Annotated in this window: 15 protein-coding genes and 1 pseudogene; 7 read left to right on the top strand and 9 right to left on the bottom strand. The window is 71.6% G+C overall.

The features are described 5' to 3' along the window. Nucleotides 1-91: 91 nt before the first annotated feature. Nucleotides 92-1078, bottom strand: a complete 987-nt coding sequence (locus A3IC_RS0136225; RefSeq protein ID WP_020554976.1) for a hypothetical protein — start codon at nt 1076-1078, stop codon at nt 92-94. Nucleotides 1079-1512: 434 nt separating this feature from the next. On the opposite strand from A3IC_RS0136225, the gene A3IC_RS58500 reads away from it, so the two are divergent. The 5 genes from A3IC_RS58500 to A3IC_RS0136255 all read left to right on the top strand — a co-directional run bounded on the left by A3IC_RS58500 (nt 1513) and on the right by A3IC_RS0136255 (nt 6720). Further along, the gene (locus A3IC_RS58500; protein ID WP_245599767.1) at nt 1513-2172 is read left to right on the top strand and encodes a beta-lactamase family protein; all 660 of its coding nucleotides are present in this window, start codon (nt 1513-1515) and stop codon (nt 2170-2172) included. Then, nucleotides 2169-3074, top strand: coding sequence for a PhzF family phenazine biosynthesis protein (locus tag A3IC_RS0136235; RefSeq protein ID WP_020554978.1), 906 nt, complete (start codon nt 2169-2171; stop codon nt 3072-3074). Before A3IC_RS58500 ends, A3IC_RS0136235 begins: the two co-directional genes overlap by 4 nt. A 378-nt stretch (nt 3075-3452) precedes the next feature. Continuing rightward, nucleotides 3453-4046 carry a lytic polysaccharide monooxygenase auxiliary activity family 9 protein gene (locus A3IC_RS0136240; protein ID WP_020554979.1) on the top strand — a complete coding sequence of 198 codons (594 nt, stop codon included), beginning with the start codon at nt 3453-3455 and terminating at the stop codon, nt 4044-4046. Nucleotides 4047-4627: 581 nt separating this feature from the next. Further along, the gene (locus tag A3IC_RS0136250; protein ID WP_026219138.1) at nt 4628-5986 is read left to right on the top strand and encodes a hypothetical protein; all 1359 of its coding nucleotides are present in this window, start codon (nt 4628-4630) and stop codon (nt 5984-5986) included. A gap of 254 nt (nt 5987-6240) precedes the next feature. Next, nucleotides 6241-6720 (top strand): hypothetical protein, encoded by a 480-nt coding sequence (locus A3IC_RS0136255; protein WP_020554982.1) that lies wholly within the window; start codon nt 6241-6243, stop codon nt 6718-6720. 133 nt (nt 6721-6853) lie between these two features. On the opposite strand, the gene A3IC_RS0136260 is transcribed toward A3IC_RS0136255, so the two are convergent. From A3IC_RS0136260 to A3IC_RS0136270, 3 genes and pseudogenes are all read right to left on the bottom strand, one after another. Then, on the bottom strand, nt 6854-7672 hold the full coding sequence (locus A3IC_RS0136260) for an HAD family hydrolase (protein WP_020554983.1): 819 nt from the start codon (nt 7670-7672) through the stop codon (nt 6854-6856). Then, a pseudogene (locus A3IC_RS67765) lies at nt 7669-10103 on the bottom strand (phosphoribosyltransferase). The gene A3IC_RS0136260 and the pseudogene A3IC_RS67765 overlap by 4 nt, the downstream one beginning before the upstream one ends. A 99-nt stretch (nt 10104-10202) precedes the next feature. Beyond that, nucleotides 10203-11375, bottom strand: coding sequence for an HpcH/HpaI aldolase/citrate lyase family protein (locus tag A3IC_RS0136270; RefSeq protein ID WP_020554986.1), 1173 nt, complete (start codon nt 11373-11375; stop codon nt 10203-10205). Between the two features lie 251 nt (nt 11376-11626). On the opposite strand from A3IC_RS0136270, the gene A3IC_RS71620 reads away from it, so the two are divergent. Continuing rightward, nucleotides 11627-12928: a TerD family protein gene (locus tag A3IC_RS71620; RefSeq protein ID WP_020554987.1), complete on the top strand. Its 1302-nt coding sequence runs from the start codon at nt 11627-11629 to the stop codon at nt 12926-12928. Nucleotides 12929-13007: 79 nt separating this feature from the next. Here A3IC_RS71620 and A3IC_RS0136280 read toward each other — a convergent pair whose 3' ends face one another. The 5 genes from A3IC_RS0136280 to A3IC_RS0136300 all read right to left on the bottom strand — a co-directional run bounded on the left by A3IC_RS0136280 (nt 13008) and on the right by A3IC_RS0136300 (nt 17136). Continuing rightward, nucleotides 13008-13700 (bottom strand): Tellurium resistance, encoded by a 693-nt coding sequence (locus A3IC_RS0136280; RefSeq protein ID WP_040877725.1) that lies wholly within the window; start codon nt 13698-13700, stop codon nt 13008-13010. Between the two features lie 150 nt (nt 13701-13850). Then, a complete protein-coding gene (locus A3IC_RS0136285) occupies nt 13851-15002 on the bottom strand; it encodes a DUF475 domain-containing protein (protein WP_026219139.1) in 1152 nt (383 codons plus the stop codon). A gap of 147 nt (nt 15003-15149) precedes the next feature. Further along, nucleotides 15150-15728, bottom strand: a complete 579-nt coding sequence (locus A3IC_RS0136290) for a TerD family protein (protein ID WP_026219140.1) — start codon at nt 15726-15728, stop codon at nt 15150-15152. A gap of 195 nt (nt 15729-15923) precedes the next feature. Then, the gene (locus A3IC_RS0136295; protein ID WP_020554991.1) at nt 15924-16499 is read right to left on the bottom strand and encodes a TerD family protein; all 576 of its coding nucleotides are present in this window, start codon (nt 16497-16499) and stop codon (nt 15924-15926) included. Between the two features lie 178 nt (nt 16500-16677). Continuing rightward, on the bottom strand, nt 16678-17136 hold the full coding sequence (locus tag A3IC_RS0136300; RefSeq protein ID WP_020554992.1) for a peroxiredoxin: 459 nt from the start codon (nt 17134-17136) through the stop codon (nt 16678-16680). 226 nt (nt 17137-17362) lie between these two features. On the opposite strand from A3IC_RS0136300, the gene A3IC_RS72715 reads away from it, so the two are divergent. Further along, nucleotides 17363-18310: a maleylpyruvate isomerase N-terminal domain-containing protein gene (locus A3IC_RS72715; RefSeq protein ID WP_020554993.1), complete on the top strand. Its 948-nt coding sequence runs from the start codon at nt 17363-17365 to the stop codon at nt 18308-18310. Nucleotides 18311-18470: the final 160 nt, after the last annotated feature.

An 18470-nucleotide genomic window follows, 5' to 3' on the forward strand; every position in this document is an offset into this window, starting at 1 on the left:
ACCGACCCACTCGGCTGCGCCGCTCCCTCCCCGGGGGCGGCGCAGCCACGTCACCGGTCCGACGCGTCGCCAATCTCACGGGTGAATACAGCTAGGGCGCCTGCACCGGAGGGCTCGGCGTGTGTACCGGCGGAAAAGTGGTCGACGGCGTTCCGGATCCCGACGTGTAAGGGTTCGGTTTGGCGGCCTGATCCTCGAACCCGGCCACCTTCTCCCGCGCGGCCCGGTTGACCTCGGGGCTCACCCACAGCTGCCATACGGATGACAGGGCGGCTGCCTTGAGCCGATCCAAGGCAAGCGGCACCGCGGCCCCCACCACACCCCCTGCCGCGCGCTCTGTCGTCGCCGTCAGCGAGATCTCCACTCCGTCCGGGCGGGTCAGCCACACGGACCGGGACAACGCACCCGGGCCCGTCGACGGCTGCCCGCTCCCACCGACCGTCGAGCCGCGGAACGACATGTACTCCGCGACGTATCCACGCGTGCCGTCCGGCCCGGCGAACGGCCGACAGATGCCGCCGAGCTTGGTGGCCTCCGAGCAGGCGGATCCGGAAGACTCCGGGGTACTCGACCGCACCTGCGCCGACAGGCGAGTGAATCCGTCGGTGTTGTCGAGCAGGATGGAGGCGAAAGCGCCCACCCGGTTCGTGGAATCGTCCGTTTTCGGGGGGAGCGTGGCTCCCTTGGGCTCCACCTGCCTGCCCTCCATCCACTGGGTCTGCAGCAGTATCCGGGCGATCTCCTGGGCCGAGACCGGTTCCCTCCCGACCGGCACGTGGGACTCGGCTTCCGGCCCGGGACCGGCACTCGGCGAGGTCGAGTCGCCGGCCACCGCCGCCGCCCCCGAGGCATCCCGGGTCCCCGGCGTTCCCTGTGTCCCGTTCGACACCACCAGACCGGTGCCCGCCACGGCCAGCACCGCCACGACGGAGGCGCCCATGCGAATCCGACGGGCCCGCCGCATCCGCCGGCCCCGGGTGATTCCCCCCGCGACCAACCCGGCCGGCAGCACCAACTCCGACGCCGCCGTCCGCATCGCGGTCGCCAGTTCCTGCTCCTCAGATCGCGGGGATCCCATCGGCCTGCTGTCTCCTAGACGTCCGTTCGACCACGTGTCGTACTCCCCACCCGGAGGCCGTGCCGGCGGGCGCCCCGAGGAACACTCACACATCGACCGGCCGGGCCGTTCCCACCGGGCACGATGCCCGACCGGACCGGCGTCCCCCGACCCCGACCAGCGTCGCGCGTGTGCCCACTAGATAGAACGCCTTGAACCCCCCGGGCCGTCACGCGAATGCGCCCGGAACATCAAGTGCGGCTCATATTCTGGCGTTCGCACGAGAAAACCGTGCCAGGCAGGCCCGGACCGATGATGTCGCGGCACGTGGGGTGTCTCCCTTCCGGACCCTCGACCGCACGTACGCACGAGAAGGTGGCCCGACGACCGACCGGGCAAGCAACCTGCACGAGCTCCTGAGGTCCCACGTCGAGATCGGACCGGTACCGGGAGCGGTGGCCCTGGTCGCGCGCCACGACCGGGTCGCGGTACAGGCGGTCGGCTCGCCGGACGCCGCCGGCACCGTCCCGATGGCCCGGGACACCATCTTTCGCATCGCGTCGCTCACCAAGCCCATCGTCGCCGCGGCGGTGATGCTGCCGGCCGAGGACGTCGGCCTCGACCTGGTCGACGCGCCCACCGGCCAGTGGAGCAGCCCGCCCGCGTTCCCTTCCGGTGCCGGCGGCCCGGTGTCCACCGTCGACGACTGCCACGCCTTCGCCCGACTGCTGCTCGGCGAGGGCACCGCGGACGGCCGGCAGGTGTCGACCCTCGCGTCGGTGCGCCGGATGACCACCGACCACCTGACCGCACCCCAGCGGAGCACGGCCCACCTCTTCCTTCAGGGCCAGGGCTGGGGCTTCGGCGGCTCGGTCGACGTCGCGGCGGTCGACCCGTGGAACGTCCCCGGCCGCTACGGCTGGGTGGGCGGCACCGGCACGGCGGCGCACATCGTCCCGTCCACCGGCACCGCCACCGTCCTGCTCACCCAGCTGGAACTGTCCGGCCCCACCCCGCCCGCCCTGATGCGCGACTTCCGGCGCCTGGCGGCCGGCATCCGAGCCCGGACCGCCCAGGAATCCCCCGCCGCCGAAACGCGTTGCGCCCCGACATGACGACATCACTGGATCCCGGTGCACCGGACGCCGGAACGCCGCTGCGTTACACCGCCTTCTCCGCCGACCCCACCGGCGGCAACCCCGCCGGCGTCGTCCTGGCCGCCGACGGGCTCGACGATCCGGCGATGCTCGCGATCGCCGCCGAACTCGGCTACTCCGAGACCGCGTTCCTCACCCGATCCGGTGCCGGCGACGACACCGCGGCAGCTCGCGCCTTCGACGTGCGCTACTTCAGCCCGTTGGCCGAGGTCTCCTTCTGCGGCCATGCCACCGTGGCGGCGGCGGTCGCGGTCGCCGAGCGGATCGGCCCGGGCGAACTCGTCTTCGCCACCCGTGCCGGCACCGTCCCGGTCGACGTGGTCGCCGCCGCCGACGGCAGTCTGCGCGCCACGCTGACCAGCGTCGAACCCCACCACCGCGAGGTCCCGTCCGCCGATGTCGCCCGGGCGCTGGCCCTGCTCGGTTGGGCCGCCGGCGACCTGGACCCGGCCATCCCGCCGAGCTACGCCTACGCGGGCGCCCACCACCTGATCCTGGCCGCCGGCACCCGGGCCCGACTGGCCGAGCTGCGCTACGACTTCGACGGTCTGGCCGAGTTCATGCGGGCCCGCGATCTGACCACCCTGCAACTGCTGTGGCGCGAGTCGGCGGACACCTTCCACGTGCGCGACCCGTTCCCGATCGGCGGCGTCGTCGAGGACCCGGCCACCGGCGCCGCGGCCGCCGCCCTCGGCCACTACCTGAGGGCCCGGGGCCTGGTCCGCCCGCCCGCCACGCTCACGCTGCACCAGGGCGAGGACCTGGGCCGCCCCGGCGTGCTGACCGTCGACCTGCGCGCCGACGACACGCGCGTACGGGTCTCCGGTGTGGCCGTGCCGATCCCGGATCCGCTCGGCTGAGGACGCCGGTCGGGCCCCCGCCGGCCGGGACGCCGTCCTCGGGCCGCCGAACCGCGACCCGAGCCGGTCGACCCGAGCCGGGCAACGCGCTTCGCCCCACCTCGCGTTCGCCAATTTGTGACAGCACTGGTCCAGACCATTGACCGCCTCGAAGCGGCCCTCCTAACGTGAAAGAGCGCTCCCGGTAACGAAGGCACGCGACTCGCGCAGGTCGCATCGACACGGTCCGCGTCCGGACCGTGTGGCTTCACGTTCGGATGCGGATTCGACGTCCCATCGACTCGACGGTGCCGCCCGCGGCATGCGGACGGCGGTTCGAGACCGCGCCCGAACGGGTCGTCCAGTCCCGGCACGACTTCGTTCACGAGGAGAAGTTCCATGCGCAAGAGGACCATCCTGGCCACGCTGAGCGCCGCGGCGGTCGCCCTGCCCTTCATGATGCTGCCGTCCTCCGCCTCCGCCCACGGGTTCATCTCCAGCCCGAAGAGCCGCTCCGCGCTGTGCGGCGAGGGCAAGGTCAAGAGGTGCGGCCAGATCCAGTGGGAGCCGCAGAGCGTCGAGGGCCCCAAGGGCTACCCGGCGGGCGGTCCCGCCGACGGCAGGTTGTGCGCCGGCGCGGACGGCCGGTGGGCCCCGCTCGACGACCCGCGCAACGGCACCTGGCCGGCCACCGCACTCACCTCGGGCGCCTCGTTCAGCTTCACCTGGGAAATCGAGGCCCGGCACTCGACAAGCACGTTCCGCTACTACATCACCAAGCCGAGCTGGAATCCCACCCAGCCGATCAGCCGCGCCCAGATCGAGAGCACGCCGTTCCTGACCGTGCCCTACGGCGGCGCCCTGCCCGCCGCGCACACGGTGCACACCGGCACCCTCCCGGCCGGCCGCACCGGCCAGGCGCTGATCTTCGCGGTCTGGGACGTCGCGGACACCGACAACGCGTTCTACTCGTGCTCCGACGTGAAGTTCTGACCGAACACCGTGCGCCCGGCGGCCGGACGCGGCACACCGCGCCGCCGGGTCCGGCCGCGACACGCGCTCCGCACCGAGGCCGGCGCGCCCGGGTCCGGCCCGGATGCCCCACCGCCCGATCGTGACGGACCGCACGTCGTGACCGACCGCACCACCCGATCGTGGCCGACCGCCGACCACCCCGCACCCGTCACCTGCTCCTCGGCGCGTGCCTCGATCAGCGACCGGCGGATGTACGGCACGAGCCACGGCAGTTGCGACATCGCCGACACCGCCGGCCGAGAGGCACCACCCGCCCCGCGCGTGCGACCGTCGCCGCCGCGTCCGGGTCCGGGTACAGGCACGGGAACGGAAACGGGTACGGGTCCCCCGCAGCCAACCGGCGTAGCGCCCGGCCCTCCCCGATCGTTGCCGGCGGATCCGGGTGATCACCCACCGCCCCCACTCGCGGAGATATCGCCACAGGCGAACCCGACGCAGGCCCATCCGCCCGTTCGGACACGCCCCGTGCGGACAGTTGGTGGACCTCCATCGGACTGCACCTGGAAGGATGGGCAGGATGGAGGGGCACGGTTCGCACGGTGACGGGAGCAGGCGTGGTGGTCGGATCCGCACGACGGTCCCTCGGGGTCGGCCTTCCGCTGTCGATCACGCTCGCGCCGCTGCTCCTGGCCATGCTCCCGACCGCGTTCGCCGGCGGCGAGACACGCCCGTGGCGTCGGCGCAAGGACGCCGCCCGCTCGGCGGCGCTGGCCGCACGCGAGGCGGCGGGTGAGGCGTTCCTCCAGCTCGACACCGCGCAGCGGGACATGATGCTCTCGCTGGAGACGGTCCGGGCCGTCCGCGGCGCGCGCGGCACCGAGGACGCACTGCGCGGCTTCGCGGCGGTCAGCCTGCGGATCGACGAGGCGAGCGCGGCATACATCGCACTGATGGACCGGTATCCGCTGGACGCCGAACTGGAGACCGACGAGTACGAGGCGGCCCGTCGGGAGTTGACCGAAACCGCGCGCAAGCTGGACGCGGTCCGCCAGGACCTGGACCGGTTCGGCACCTCGCTCGGCCCGCTGCTCGCCGATGCCGAGCACGCGCTCGGGCAGTTGCCGCCGGCCGTGGATCGGGCCCGCCGGGCCGCCGCCGAGGCCGCCGAGGCGGTCGCCGACACCGAGCGGGCCGGCCTGGGCACGAGCGGCCTCACCGCCCGCCTGACCGCGATCCGGAGCGATCTGGCCGAGCTGGACCGCGGCCCGGCCGCGCTCGGCATCCCGGGCACGCTGGAGATCGCGCGCCGGATCGAGACCTCGGCCGGTGAATTGCGCGCCGAGGCCGAACGACTGCCCCGGCAGCGCGAGGAGGTGACCAATCGGCTTTCCTCGCTGCGCACCCGCGCCCAGGCCCTGGAGTCCCGGCTGACCGGCGTCGAACCCGCCCTGCACCGCCTGCGCCGCGACTACGTCCAGTCCTGCTGGACCGACCTGGAGCAGGTCCCGGCCAAGGCCCGCCAGTCGCTGGGCGTCGCGCACGCCCGCCTGGAGGAGGCCGGCGCCGCGGCCGGACGCGGTGAGTACGCCGACGCGGTCAGCCGCCTGGCCACCGCGCGAGCCACCCTCAAGGACGCCGACGAGGCGATGGCCTCGGTCAACGACCGCCTGCGTGCGCTGGAGGAGGTGGCCCGCGACCCGGAGGCCGAGCTGGAGCGCACCCGATTCGCGCTGCGCGACGCCCAGCGGCTCGCGCTCGGCGGCCGCGCCAACGCCGAGGAGCGCTACGCCCGCCGGCTGGACGCGCTGGTCTTTCGCCTGGAGGCGATCGCCGCCGAACCGGAGAACCCGCGCCCGGACTGGTGGCGCTTCCTCAGCGAGACCCGCGGCATTCGGGCCGAGGTCGCGGCCACCGTGCAGGTCATCCGCGAGGACCGGGCCGGCCCCGGACCACGCTGATGTCACGGTGCGTCAATCCCCTGGGTCAAAAACGCGACATTTTGCGCTTTCGATACACATTACGCCACTCAGCGTAGTGAAACCGTCGCCATGTTCGACCAGTCGGGTAAAGAATCGGCACCTTCGGCCACCTTCCCGAAATTCAAGGTTTAAAGTCGTCGGACCGGCCGACTTCGGGACCTTGGTCCCGATTCACGGGTCCGAAACCCCGAGCGCCGCGCCGTCGACCACCTGCCGACACCGGGAAGTCGCACATGCCCGTGCTCTTGATGCTCCTGTTCGCCCTTCTCCTCGTGCTCGCGCTGCCGAGTCTGCGCGCGTCGCGCCGTGCTCCGCGGACCGCCGCCGCGCTGCCGCTGCACACGAACGACATGACCGACATGCATCGCATGATGGTTCTCGCGTACCAGGAGGAGCGGGCGGTGCTGCATCGCCAGGCGGTCACCTGGCTGCACTCGCTCGGCCGCGGCCCGCTGCGGGTGACCGACGCGCAGGCGGCGACCGGTAACCGCGGTTGCGACCTGGTTACCCTGGGCGACGGCACCGTGCTCGGCCTGTCCTCGACCGGGCTGGTCATGCACGAGTTGTGCGGTGCGCTCGACCGATTCACCGAGGTGGCACTGACCCGGGTGCGGGCGGCGCGCGACGGCTTCGAGCTGACCTTCGACATGGAGTGCGGGCGGCAGTTGCACGCCCGGGCCGAACTGCTGACCGTCCGCGGCGCCTGCGTCTGAGCCGCCCCCGGATCCCGCGCCCCGGACCCGGCTCCGCCCACCGCTCCACCCCCGACATGGACGCCCTCGGCCGCGGCCGAGGGCGTCGGTGCATTGTCCGGCGGGTCCGCGCCCGCCCGGATGTCGCGGCGAGTCACTCGACCGGCAGGCGACTCCGCTCCAGCAGCCAGGCCGCGATCCGCTCGCCCGCCGTCACACCCTGTGCGGTCAGCGCCTCGACGTGCGGCGCCGACCAGTTCGTCTCGGCCAGTTCGCCGTGCCCCGGCCGTACCCCGGCGTCCGCCGCACGCAGCAGCTCGATGTCCAGCAGCGAGTCGCCCGCGGCGAACACCGCCTCGGCGCCGGCCCGCCGGGCCACCTCGCGCACCGCGTCGCCCTTGGTCAGCGCCTCCGGGACGAGGTAGAGCTTGCGGCCCTGGAGCGAGACGCCGTAGCCGCGCTCGGCCGCCCACGCGGTCGTCTCGGGCACGAACTCCGGCGGCAGTTCCGCCCGTTCCACCACCAAGTAGGTGAACAGGTCCTCCGCCACCCGGAGTTTGTGGGTCCACTCGGGGCGGGTGACCCGTTCCAGATGGGCCACCACCTCCGGCAGCGGAGCGGCGTTCTCGGCCAGGCCCTTGCGCACTCCCGCGTGCCAGTCCGGGTCGCTCTCACCGTGCACGAGCAGGTGGCCGCCGTTCGCGCAGATCGCGAACTCCGGGGCCCGGCCGGGCAGTACGATCCGCCCGTACTGCTCGCGGGTGCGCGTGGTGGTGGGCACGAAGGTGGTCCGCTCGGCCAGTTCGGCGAGCAGCGCGACGGCGTCCCGGGTGACGAACGACATCGGCGCGCCGTCGTACTCCTCCACACACACCAGCTCGGGTGTCGGGTCCGTCGCCGCCAGGCCCAGTCGGGCGGCGGCCCCGGAGTAGACGAGGGTGCGGTCCAGATCGCTGGCCACCACGACACTCACGCGTTGCTCCCTTCCCGGCGAAAGCCGGGTTTGACCAAACCGACGCACGAGTACGGCAGGTCGTCCACGTCGACGACCGGAACCCCGCGCTGCGCGGCGAGCATCCGCACGTGGTCCAACTCCGCGCCGACGCCCTTGCGGGCCAGGATCTGCCACGGGACCCGGCGCAGCAGCACCCGGGTGGTCTCGCCGACACCGGGCTTGATCAGGTTGATGTTGTCGATCTCGTACTCGACGCCGATCCGCTCGACCGCACGCCACCCCTCCCAGGTCGGCGATCGATCGCTCGCGGCCAGTACCGGTCGATCGCGCGCGACGTCCTCGCTCACCGCGGCGAACCGCGCGGCGACGGTGTCCAGGAACAGGCCGGAGACGTCGGCCTCGGCCAACTCGGCGTAGAACTTCGCGCCGTGGAACTCGTCCGGGCCGATCAGGTCGTCCCGCAGCACGGTGCGCGAAACCAGCCCGGAGACCGTCGAGTTCAGGCACGCGGACGGGACCAGGAAGTCGTCGCGGGTGCCGTAGGTGCGCACGCACGAGCCCGGGTCGGCGAGCACGGCCAGTTCCGGGTCGAAGCGCATGCCGGTGGTCTCGGCGGTCAGCTCCAGCGCGTCGGACAACTCCCGGGTGATCGCGCCCTTGCCGGTCCAGCCGTCCACGAAGACGATCCGCGAGGGGTCGAACTCGCGGCCCAGCCAGCGCAGTGCGGTGGTGTCGATGCCGCGTCCGCGCACGATCGACACGGCGAAGTGCGGCAGGGTCAGGCCGTGCGCGCGCCGGGCCCAGCGGCGCATCAGCACGCCCACCGGGGTGCCGGCGCGGGCGAGCGAGACCAGCACCGCATCGTGGCCGCGTTCGGCCAGGATGGTCTCGGTGACCACGCCGACGGCGTGCGCGATCCGGTCCGCGGATGCGTCCAACGCGGCGTGGAACAGCGCCTGGTACTCGGGCGAGGGCTGGTACTCGATCGGCAGCGACTCGGCGTAGTGCGCGCCCGCGTGCTGGATCGCCTCCTCGCGCTCCTCGAGCGGTGCCTCCAACTCCACCGCGGACAGGTCCTTGAGCAGCCAGGCGACCTCGTCGGCGGCGTAGGAGGAGAACGCGGGCCCGTACAGCGGGTCCGGCAGTTTGCCGGTGTCGTGCCCGTGCGGGCTCGGCTGGTGGTTCATGACCTGCGCACCTCGGGGGTGAAGGAGGGGACAACGAGCAGACCGACGTGGTCGGTGATCCGGGACAGCACGTCCGGCAGCCCACCGGGCGCGTGCAGTTCGGGAGTGTCGGCGACCGAGTCGACGACGACCAGCACCTCGTCGAACCGTCGCGCGGGATCGGTGCCGGCCGCGACGTTGTACGCGTAGCGGACGCCGGGACCGTCCGACGGGTCGTCGTGGGCCGGGAATTGCAACCTGGTGCGGATCGCGTAGCCGGGATCGTCGACCGCGAGCACCGGCGAGCGGGTCGTGGTCGAGTAGCGCACCTCGACGTCCGCCGCGACGTGTTCGGCCAGCGCCCGGGCCAGCCGCAGCGGCGTGTACATCAGTTCCTCGAAGCCGAGCACCAGGATCCGCCGGCCGACCACCTGTTCGGCCAGTGCGGCGCCCAGCGTGGGCAACGCCCGCTCCAATGCGTCCTGATCGGCCTGGGTGAACCCGTGCCGGCCGCCGTCGGGCAACCCGGCGGGCCAGTCCAGGTCGAGGGTGCGCACCTTGCCGGGCCCGTCGTCGTCGGCCGGTTGGCCGCCGTCGTGCTCGGCCACCAGCGCGGTGCCGCGCACGAGCACGTCCTCGGGCAGTTCGACGGTGCCCGCGGCCAGGCTGACCAGGTCCACCCGGGCGCCGAGTTCGGCCGCGAGCACCGCCAAGCCGGCCCGATCGGCGGGGCCGCGCACATCGATCAGCGCCGCGATCACGTAGTGCGCGCGCGGCGCCACCGTGTGCAGCTCGCGAATGGTGTTGGCGACCGTGAGTCCGGTCGACAGTTCGTCGTCCACCAGGACCAAGGGCTCGGTTCCGGCCAGGAGTTGCGGATCACGCGGCAGGATCAGATGCGAGGTGGCGTGCGAGTGCTCCTCCTCGAACGCGCCGAACTGGGCGACCCCGGCCACCGGGCGACGGGTCGAGTGCAGGTAGGTCGCCCCGGGCAGGACCTCGGCCACACAGTGCCCCAGGCCGGTCGCGGTCTCCGCGTAGCCGAGCACCACCGGCGTCGGCTCGCCGGCCAGGACGCTCGCCACCCGCGCGCCCAATGCACGGCCCGCGTCGTGAACCACCGCGGGCAGTTGCGGAATGTGCTTGCCGAGCACGGTGGACACCAGCAGGTGGGCCCGGCGCGGGTTGCGGCGCAGCGCGAGCCCGACCAGCGCGTCGAGTCCGTCCCCCGCGAGCGCCACGTCGAGTCGCTCGGCGACCCAACTCCCCGACCAGGTTTCCATCCGATGTTCACTCAACGCACGAACTCGCTTCCCTCGACACCGATCGCATCCCACCGCCGCGGGGCCACCCGGCCCGTCGGCTCCTTCACCGCATGCCCGTCACTCCATGCCGGCCGCGAGCAGGTCGACGAAGGTGACCTCCTCGCCCGCGACGCCGAACGCCTGCGCCCGCCGCAATATCGCCTGGGCCCAGGCCCGGTGCGGCTTCACCTCGTTCATCTTGTTCGTGTACGCCGAGCGCAGCACCCCGCCGCCGGCCGCGCTCTCGGCCAGGATGTCGGTGGCGTCGCAGTACTCCTCGTGGGTGACCACCGACATCGCGTGGATCACCGCCACGTGGCTGGGGTGGATCGCGGTCTTGCCGAGCAGACCGTTGGCCTTGTCCAGTTCCAGCTCGCGGATCAGCCCGTCCAGGTCCGCCGAGATCAGCCGGGTACGCAGTTCGACCGCCTCGTCCGGGTCCTCGGCCTCGGCGAACGGGGTGCGGCGCAGCTGCGGCTTGAACAGTCGCTCGCCCTGCGGGAAGTACTCCCACACCGGTCCGCTGATCACGTGTCCGGTGCCGTCCGCGCGGCCGAACACGTTGACTATGTCCCCGATCAGGCCCGCCACCAGGTGCACGTCGTACGCGGTCAGGTCGCGCGAGCGGCGCAGCGCGTACGCGGACTGGAAGTCGGTGGCCCCGATCCGCACCGCGAGGATCTTGTCCCGGTGCGCGGCGACCAGCTCGGCGAGCTCGGCGAGCACCGCGCGCCGGTGTTCGAGGTAGGCGATCGAGGGCGACTCCAGCACCGGCATCGCGTACAGCCGACGTCCGCTGAGTGCGATCGCCTCGTCCAGCGCCTTGAGGTAGCGCGCGCCGCTGTCCGGCTCGAACTTGGGCAGCACGAATCCGGACAGCACTTTCAGGGTGTCGCCGAGCCGCTCGGTCAGGTCGGTGATCTGCTCGGGGTGGCGGACCCGGATGAACAGCAGCGGGCCCTCGACCTTGGAGCGGGCGAACTCGGCCAGTTGCTCGACCAGGTTCTGCTCGGCGCCGACCACCTCGCGGTCGTCGATCGAGTCCTCCAGGCACAACACCATCGAGGTCACGCCGCGGGCGGCCTGTTTGACGATGTCCGCCGCGAGCGTGACGCGCGTCGCGGGGCTGTACAGCGTCGCACCGAGGGCCGCGGCCAGGACGGCGGAGTCGCTGTCCCGGTCGAAGGTCTCCGGCGGGCGGTGGAACAGATGATCGCGGACCGCATCGTCCAGGTAGCCGAAATGCCGCATCGTGATCTGATCCCCCTCGACTGACGGTGGTGGTGGCAAAGGCGCGTCGGGGCGGGAAACCCGTACGCGCCCTGGTGCTTCGGAAATGGCGCATTCGCGCCTTGCCGGTGAGCCGCCGGCAGGCGCTGCCTACGGTAACCGAAAAGCAAAATCGAAGGCGTACGATCCGGTTATAGGACCATGTGTTCACACAATCGTCACGAGCCTGACCCACGTTGAGCGCAGCTCCTTCGGGACGGCAGGATGGGCGCATGACCCAGGTGATGTCCAAGGGAGCGAACACGACCCTCCCTGCCCGGTCCGTGCGCGTGGTCCTCGAATGGCGGCCGGGAGCCGGTGTTCCGGACATGGACGCCTCGGCCCTGCTGCTCGGTGCGAACAACAAGGTGCGCGACGACAACGACTTCGTCTTCTACAACCAGCCCCGGCATCCGTCCGGCACGGTGGTCCACGAGGGCAAGAACACCGCCCCGAACGGCTGCACCGACGGCGTCCGGGTGGATGTCGCCGCGCTCGGCAACGATGTGCGGCACGTGATCGTGGCCGCGTCCGCGGACGGCGGCACGATCGGCTCGGTGCCCGGCCTCGTCCTTCGACTGTACGACGCCGACGGCGGCGGCGAGCTGCTCAACTTCCCCATCGCCGGAGCCACCACCGAGACGGCGTTCGTCTTCGGCGAGATCTACCGGCGGGCCGACCAGTGGAAGTTCCGTGCGGTCGGGCAGGGCTACGCGAGCGGTCTCGCGGGCCTGGCCACCGATTACGGCATCAGCGTCGACGACGAACCGGGCGCACCGGCGCCCGCGCCCGCCCCGATGCCGCTCCCGCCGGTGCACCAGTCCCCGCCGACCGCGCCGGCCCCGCCTCCGGTGTTCCGCGACGGTCCGCCCGCGCCGCCCGCGTTTCAGGAAGCGGCTCCCACCGCCGTCCTGCCGCAGTACGGCCAGGGCACGCTGCCCGCACCGCCCGCGCCGCAGCCGCCCGCGCAGCCGCAGGGTGTGCTGCCGATCTCCGGCAACACACCGTACGGCGGCGCCCCGCTGCCGCCGCCTCCGCCGCGCCACGACGGCCCGATGATCCCGCCGCCGCCGGCCCCGCACACGATCGGCGGCCCGCCGCCCGGCTACCCGCAGACTCCCTCCGCCGGCGCACCGGTCCCACCGCCGCCCCCGATGGGCGGTACCCCGCCGCAAGGCTTCCCGCCGCCCGGCACGCCCGTCCACGGAATGGCCTTCCAGACCCCGCCGGGCGTGATGCACATGCCGCCGGGCGGCCCGCAGCTGCCCGCGCCGGGCCAGTACTCGCCGGCCCACGGCATCCCGCAGCCGCCCGGGCCGTACACGCCCTCGCACGGCGCTCCCATGCCGCCCGGGGGCACCCCGGCGCAGGGCATGGGCATGCCGCCCCAGCAGCAGTACCAGGGCACTCCGCCGCAGGGCATGGGCATGCCACCTCAGCAGCAGTACCAGGGCACCCCGCCGCAGGGTCAGGGCGGCCCGCCGCAGCTGCGCCGGCTGGACTCACCACCGCAGGGCCCGCAGTTCCAGGGCTGAGCCGGCCGCCCTCCCCGGCCGCCGCCGCGCGTGGCGTCGGCCGGGGACGGCCCGGCCGGGCGGGCTCGGCGGTGCGTGCTCACTTGTAGCCGCGCGCCCACAGCAGCCCCCACCCGTACTCCCGGTCCAGCTCGGCCTGATAGCCGTGCACGTAGCGCACCTCGCGCCGGACCACGATCTCGTCGCCGTGGTTCTCCACCACCGCGACCGCGCACGTGTGCGCCTCGCGGGCGTGCTCGTCCAGCCGCACCTCGATCGGCAGCCCCGCGTTCGGAAACAGCGTGACCACTCCGTTGACCTGGTCGAACGCCGGGATGCCCTCGTAGATGTAGACGAAGATCAACAACCGGCGCACATTGCGCGCCTGGTCGATGTTGATGAACAGCGTCTCACCCGAGGCCGATCCGGACCGGTCGTCGGTGTCCAGCCGGACGTACGGCGGCTGGCTGAAGGCCCCGTACAGGTTGCCCAGCGCCTGGACCACGCCCTTGGAGCCGTCGCTCATCTCCCACAGGCAGCCCAGGTCGAGGTCGATCTTCTGCGGCAACGGCGGCGCCTGCACCGCGAGCGGCCGGAACAGGCCGCCGCTGCGCTGTCTCGGCGGTGCCTCCTCGACCTGCGGGTTCCAGTGCAGATTGACCCGCAGCGTCCCGGTCGCGGACCCGGCCTGGGTCAGTGAGACCTCGGGCGTCGAGCGGGTCAGCGCGACCTTGTGCCCGCCGTGCTCGGGCTCGCGCTCCAGCAATCCCCGACGCCAGTCGAAAAGCGGCATCAAGCCCTCCCTGATCCCCCGGCCGGCACGCGTACGCGTAGTGGCGGCTTCAGTACACAACATAACCGGGCGCGAAAAAACCGGTACCGCGCCCGAATCGTGCTCGGGCGCGGTACCGGTCGCGGGTCGGCGCGTCATCTGCGCCGGCGGCTATGCCTCGGCCTTCGCCGCCCCGCCGTTCTGTCCCGGAACATGTCCGATCCGCTTGTTGCGCATGATCGACGAGATCAGCGCGATGCCGATGAAGCCGACCCCGACCACTCCGGTGATCACCTCGTGGATCTCCCACTTGATGGACACCAGCAGAATCGTCGCCAGGGCGCCGATCGCGTACATCGCGCCGTGCTCCAGGTAGACGTAGTCGTCCAGGGTGCCCTGCCGCACCAGGTAGACCGTGAGCGACCGGATGTACATCGCGCCGATGCCCAGACCCAGCGTGATCATCAGCAGGTCCTGGGTGATGGCGAACGCGCCGACCACACCGTCGAAGGAGAACGACGCGTCGAGCACCTCGAGGTAGAGGAACATGAAGAACGCGGCCTTGCCGGCGGCGAGCTGCACGGGCTTGGGGCCGCTGCGGCCCTCGGCCACGGCCGGCTCCGCACCCGCCTCGGCGGCGTCCTCGTCCTCCTCGTCGTTGATGTGCGCCAGCGTGCCGTGCGTCTCGAAGTAGTCCGAGAGCCCGCCGACGCCCAGGTACGCGATCAGGCCGAGCACGCCGGCCACCATCACCGTGCCCTCCTTGTGCGCGGGCGAGAGCGTCTGGGCGACCACCACGAGGGTGATCAGCGCGATCAGCGTGGAGAGCACATCGAAGTTGCCGAGCTTGCCGGTGAACCGCTCCAGCGGGCCGATCCAGCGGTGCTCGCGCTCGTCGTCGAACATGAAGTCGAGGAAGATCATCAACAGGAACATGCCACCGAAGGCGGCGATCGCCGGATGCGCCTCGTCCAGGTGCTGCGCGTAGGTCATCCCGTCGATCATCTTGTCGTCGTGGAACGCGAGGTCGACCACGTCCACCGGACCGATTCCGGCGGTCAGACTGACGATGAGCAACGGGAAGACGAGCCGCATGCCGAAGACGGCGATCAAAATGCCGACCGTCAAGAACATCTTCTGCCAGAAGGCATTCATCTTCTTGAGGATCGTGGCGTTTACTACAGCGTTGTCGAACGACAACGAGATCTCGAGGATCGACAGGATCAGCACAATGCCGAATCCGGTCGCCCCCCAGAAATAGGCGGCGACGGCAAGGCCGACCGCCGTCACGGCGAACGACCAACCGAACGTACGGATTACCACGGATGAGGTCCTTATCTACCTGGGGATTGCATCTCCGGGTGGGTCATCAGGAAGACCGGCCCTCACTCCCCCGCCCGAGAGACCTCGGGAAAGGCGTCAGGGCCGGCCCCACCGGGTGACCGACCCTGACGCAACGTCAGCACGTACTCATTGCACGCTGACGCCGAAGTCGAGTGCGATCCCCCGCAGCCCCGAAGCGTACCCCTGCCCTACTGCGCGGAACTTCCACTCCCCCTGGTAACGGTAAAGTTCTCCAAAGATCATGGCTGTCTCGCTTGACGCATCCTCGGTGAGGTCGTAACGCGCCAGCTCGTTGTTGTCCGCCTGGTTCACGATCCGGATGTAGGCGTTGCGGACCTGGCCGAAGGTCTGTCCGCGCATCTCGGCGTCGTAGATCGAGACCGGGAAGACCACCTTCTCGACCTGCTCGGGAACGGCCATCAGGTCGACGAGGATCACCTCGTCGTCGCCGTCACCGTCGCCCGTGAGGTTGTCGCCGGTGTGCTCGATCGAACCCTCGGGGCTCTTGAGGTTGTTGTAGAAAACGAAATAGTCGTCGCCGAGCACCTTGCCCGCACCGCCGCACAGCAGCGCACTCGCGTCCAGGTCGAACGAGGCGCCCGTGGTGGCACGCGCGTCCCAGCCCAGACCCACCAGCACATTGGTGAGATTGGGTGCGGCCTTGCTCAACGAGACGTTTCCGCCCTTGGCGAGGGTGACCCCCATCGATTCCTCCTGATCGTCGTACATTCGCTTCAACCTTGCCACGCCCCCGACCCGGCGGGACCCCCTTTTTGCACAGCTCAAGGCGTGCACAGGGGCACATTTGACAGCGGTGTGCGCGACCCCGCCCGAGTCCGGGACGGCGAACGCCCGCCGACCGCGGGTGCGGTCGGCGGGCGTTCCTGATGTCTCGCCCTGTCAGACGTTGACTCCGAAGTCCTTTGCGATCCCACGCAGGCCCGAGGCATAGCCCTGGCCCACCGCGCGGAACTTCCACTCCGCGCCGTTGCGGTACAGCTCGCCGAAGACCATCGCGGTCTCCGTGGACGCGTCCTCGGTGAGGTCGTACCGGGCGAGTTCCTTGTTGTCGGCCTGGTTCACGATGCGAATGAACGCGTTGCGGACCTGGCCGAAGCTCTGCTGGCGCGTCTCGGCGTCGTAGATCGAGACCGGGAAGACGACCCTCTCGACATCGGCCGGCACACCCGCCAGGTTCACCTTGATCGCCTCGTCGTCACCCTCGCCCTCACCGGTGGTGTTGTCACCGGTGTGCTCGACGGAGCCGTCGGGGCTCTTGAGGTTGTTGAAGAAGACGAAGTGCCCGTCCGACGGCGCCTGACCACTTCCGTTGAGCAGGATCGCGCTCGCGTCGAGGTCGAAGTCCGTGCCGGTGGTCGTGCGCACATCCCAGCCCAGGCCGACCAGAACAGCGGTGAGGCCCGGAGCCTCCTTCGAGAGCGAGACGTTGCCGCCCTTGCTCAGGCTGACGCCCACGAGTCCTCCAAAGGTTCATGGAGCAACTGGTGCCCCGGAATTTTCGCCTACAGACGTGACAACGCGCCGATCCTAGTCAGGAGTTCCTGACCGGCGGGAGTCTCGCCGCGGCATGGGTACCCCGACCCGGCCCGACCTACGCCCGAACCGGCCGGAGAACCCCCGACCGCGCACCGGATCAGACGCTCGCGAGCGCCTTCAGGTACTCCGCCTCGTCCCGCGCGTCCGGGATCGCGTTGACCACGCTCCACTTGATCACGCCCTCCTTGTCGATGACGAAGGTCGCCCGCACGGCGCAACCCTTGTCCTCGGCGAAGACGCCGTACGCCTGCGCGACCCCGCCGTGCGGCCAGAAGTCCGAGAGCAGCGGGTACTCGTAGCCCTCCTGCTCGGCGAACACACGCAGCGAGAACGGCGCGTCGCAGGACACGGCCAGTACCTGCACGTCGTCGTTCTGGTAGTTGGGCAGGTCGTCGCGCAGCGCGCACAGCTCACCGGTGCACACGCCGGTGAACGCGAACGGATAGAAAACCAACAGCACGTTCTTCTCACCGCGGAAGTCCGCCAGCCGAACGACCTCACCGTGCTGGTTCTTGAGCTCGAACTCGGGGGCCTTGCTGCCGATCTCGACGGCCATGATGCGATCTCCTTGTCCCGGGCGACGTCCGCCTCTCACCGGCGAGCCTAGCCGGACCCCCGAAGGCCCCTCCCCCCAGCCGGGCCGACACGTGAAGCCGATCAGCCCGTCGAACGCGTGAGGCCACTCGGCCCGGCCGGCGCATGAGGTCGAGCAGCCGCCCCAACCCGAGGCCCCGGCCCGGGGCCCGGCGTTCGCACCCACACCAAGCGGGCAGTATGCGTACATGTCCTCGATCGAGATCGTGAGCGGCCCATGGGGCACCGCCTCCATGCCCACCCCGCTGCAACGCGCACGGGCCCTCACCGCCTGGGACGCCTTCCGCGACCTGGCCACCCGGGTCGACCCGGACGCACCCTCGCGCCTCCCCGGCTGGGACGGCCGCGCCGTGATCGCCCACCTCGCGTCCTGGCCCGAGGCCCCGCTCCTGGAACGCCTGCTCGCCGAGGCGAGCGGCCGACGCGCCCCGAACGCCGCCCCGATGCACCAGGACGACGTCAACGCCCGCCTGGTCGACACACATCGCGACGCCACGCCCGCGGAGTTGCTCGCCGCCCTCGACGACGGCCGGACCCGGCTGGCCGCGGCCTTCGACGCGACCGCCCAGGACCCGACCCTGGCACTGGCCCGCACCGGTTCCCAGGTCGGCCCCGTCCCGCTGCTCACCCAGCTCGGCGCGATCGCCTACGAGCTGGCCGTGCACGCCCTCGACCTGGCCCCCTGCGGCGCCGGCGAACCACCCGCCGCGCTGCTCGACGCCGGCGTGCTGGCCCTGGCCGACATCACCGGCGCGCTCGCCGCCCGACACGGCGTCCGGACCCGGACCGGGCTGACCATACCCGGCGGCGGCTGGGGCTTCGCCGCGCCCGGCACCGACGGCATCGGCTGGGAGGTCTTCCCGCTCCCACCCGGCCGCCCCGGCCTGCCCGCCGTCGAGGCCCGCTCCGCCGCCCTGCTCCTGGACGCCTCCGCCGGCCGCCGCGCCGTCCCCGCCCTACTGGCCCGACGCGACCTCAAGCCGCACAACCTCCCCGGCCTACTCGCCCTGGCCCCCCTCCTGGACCACGTCCCCGGCCTCCCCGGCGGCCCCGCCCTACGCCTGACCGCCACCGCCCTCGGCACCGTAGGCCGCATAACCACCCTCCTCCCCGCCCTCCCCCGCCCCCGCCCCTAACCCCAGCACCCCGAAGCCCAACACCACCAAAGCCACAACCAAACATGACCCAGCCCACCCCCGGCAGGCCCCCCGAATCCCCACCAACAAACAACGCGTCCACCCCCCGACGCATCAACACCCCCACCCACCCCCAAGCCCCCGGCACGTCAGCGCCCCC

Origin of the sequence: Embleya scabrispora DSM 41855, from assembly GCF_000372745.1 — a bacterium.
Lineage (GTDB): Bacteria > Actinomycetota > Actinomycetes > Streptomycetales > Streptomycetaceae > Embleya > Embleya scabrispora.